The organism is Pelomicrobium sp., from assembly GCF_036803785.1.
In the GTDB taxonomy this organism is placed as follows: Bacteria; Pseudomonadota; Gammaproteobacteria; order Burkholderiales; family UBA6910; genus Pelomicrobium.
On record NZ_DAIRTR010000228.1, the window covers coordinates 1 to 2,692 of the forward strand.

2 protein-coding genes are annotated in these 2,692 nt (G+C 63.5%); one reads left to right on the top strand and one right to left on the bottom strand.

Translation table 11 applies throughout. The features are described 5' to 3' along the window. Window positions 1-212, bottom strand: a 212-nt coding sequence (locus V7Q81_RS15585) for a hypothetical protein (RefSeq protein WP_333845160.1), incomplete at its 3' end; no start/stop codon positions are given. A gap of 428 nt (window positions 213-640) precedes the next feature. Between V7Q81_RS15585 and V7Q81_RS15590 the strand changes: the two genes are divergently transcribed. After that, window positions 641-2,575 carry a serine protein kinase gene (locus V7Q81_RS15590; RefSeq protein WP_333845163.1) on the top strand — a complete coding sequence of 645 codons (1,935 nt, stop codon included), beginning with the start codon at window positions 641-643 and terminating at the stop codon, window positions 2,573-2,575. The last annotated feature ends 117 nt before the right edge of the window (window positions 2,576-2,692 follow it).

The window sequence follows — 2,692 nt, forward strand, 5'->3', positions numbered from 1 at the left end:
CAGCCACTCAGGCCGTGGGCTACGACAGCGATCAAGACGAGGCGCAGGAGCGTGTCCACCATGGCTGCCGCTTGGCAAGATCCATGCCGGTCGAAATGTCCGCGTTGCGGCGGGAAAGCGGTGGCGGTCGGACGCTCTACGGCACTTCGTGGACGCTGGAGGGGAGTTGCCGGCGGCGTCGCGTCCCGTTCGGCTTGGCCCCAGTCTTGCATGGGGGCTCTTCAATCGTGGTGGGTCCACCGGTCCCGCATCGGAGTGTGTGCCCGGGGATCGGGGGCGGGCGCGTGGGATTTTCAGTGTGGGCGAGCGCGGCGCCTCCTTGCCGTCATGGTCAACTTACCGACGCGACGGGCGTTTGCTATGAAAGAGAAGGAAAGCCGCATCCCAGGCGGCCCAGGATGGAAGGCGGGTCTCGCGCGGCGGCGTGTCGGGTGCGGTACAGGTGCAACCGGGAGCGGGCTGCGAGGAAGCACAGAGTGGGCGAGAGGGACAAAAGGTCCCTGGGATCAGAACGTTTCCCTCACCAGGGGCGTCTAAAAAGAGGTTAAATTGAGGGTGATCCGAGCAAGCGGCGCCTACGCCCCCAGCGCTTTCGTCTAGACTGGAAGTAGTCGATGCCCCAAACATGGTGTAGCGAGAGATGACGGAACGAAACTCGAGCAACAGCCTGGTGGAATCGCTGACGGCCTTCGCGCGTCAGCACAACGCCCAACACTGGTCGGGGACGTTCAGGGAATTCATCGAGCAGATCGTTCCCCAGGCGCCCCAGCGCCACAGCCGGCTGAGCCATGAGTACATCTGGGACATGCTTCGCTGGTATGCCGAGAAGCAGAGCGACGGAGAAAAGAAGCCAGCGACGGCGCTCTTTTCCCACGAGCTCTTCGGCATCGACGCGGCGCTGACCCGGGTCACGGAGTACTTCAAGGCGGCGAGCGCTGGCTCCGACGTAGGTCGTAGGCTGCTCCTGCTCCTGGGTCCCCCCTCCGGCGGCAAGTCGACCCTGGTGATCCTGCTCAAGCAGGGGCTGGAAGAGTACAGCCGCACCGATGAAGGGGCCCTTTACGCCATCGCCGGCTGCCCAGTCAACGAGTCACCCCTTCACCTGATTCCCCATACCCTCCGGGCCCAGGTCCGGGAGACCTACGGCGTGGAGATCCAGGGCGAGCTCTGCCCTTACTGCCGGGTGCGGCTCGAGACGGAGTTCGGCGGCGATTTCATGCAGTTCCCGGTCCGCCGCATGTTCATTTCGGAGGCGGCCCGTTCCGGAGTGGGCACCTACGCGCCCCACGATCCCAGCACCGCCGACATCGCAGATCTGGTGGGCTCCGTGAACCTGTCCAAGGTGGCGGAAATCGGCGACGAGGGCGATCCCCGGGCCTGGTCCTGGTCGGGGGCGTTGTACTCGGCCAGCCGGGGCCTGCTGGAGATGATCGAGATCCTCAAGGTCAAGCGGGAGTTTCTCTACGTTTTGCTCACCCTCACCCAGGAAAAGAACGTGAAGGTCTCCCGCTTTCCTCTGATCTACCTGGACGAGACCATCGTCGCCCACACCAACCTGGCCGAGTTTCACAAGTTCTTGCAGGAAAAGGAAAACGAGGCGCTGCTGGACCGCATGGTGATCGTCAAGGTGCCCTATACACTCTCTTATCTGGAGGAGGCGAGGATCTATGCCAAGTTAGTCTCGGCGGCCAAGACCTTCCGCGACGTGCACCTGGATCCCCATGCCCTCAAGGTGGCGGCAGTGTTCGCGGTGCTCACCCGCCTCAAGAAATCGGCCCGGGACGACTTGGACATGTCCAAGAAGGTGCGCTTGTATGCGGGCGAGCACGTGGACGGCTTCCCGGAGGCGGAAGTGGAGCGGGTGCGGGCGGAGCACCCGGACGAGGGCTTGTCCGGGGCGAGCCCCCGCTTCGTGATCAACGCCTTGTCCAACGCCATCACCCGCAGCGAGACCTCGAGCCTCACCAGCATGGAGGTGCTGCTCGCCCTCAAGGATGCCATCGAGTCGGATGCCCGCATGGATGCCCACCAGAAGCGGCAGTGGATGGACTACCTGGTGGTGACCCGCAAGGACTTCTACAACCGGTGGGTGAAGGAGGACGTGCACAAGGCCCTGTTCACCTCCTTCGAGGAGGAGGCCCAGCAGCTCCTGGACAAGTATCTGGACGAGGTGGAGGCCTCCCTGGACCGGCGCGAGGTGGTCGATCCCATCACCGGAGAAAGCCGCGCGCCGGACGAACGGTTCCTGCGTTCCGTGGAAGAGAAAATCAAGATCTCCGACTCGGGCAAGGAAACGTTCCGCCAGGAAGTGGTGCGCAAGGCCATGGTGGCCTACAAGGCCGGACAAAAGTTCACCTTGGACAGCCATTCGCGGCTCCACGACGCCATCGAACAGTACCTGTTCGAGGAGCGCCGGGACGTGTTGCGGCTGGTGACCTCGGCCGCCCGGCCGGACGAGGAGGCCCAGAAGAAGATTTCTGCGGTGCAGGAAAGGCTCATCAGCCATTACGGCTATGATGAGCACAGCGCCAAGGAGGCCATGAATTACGTCACCACCCTGTTGTCCCAAGAGTAAAGGACGCTTCTCGTCGAGCCGATGGTCCGCAGAATAGGCATGATGAACGGCACTTCCCACCCTCCCGCCTCCCCGGCCGGGGAGCAGGGCAGCGGCGCTTGGTACGACCTGTTCTCC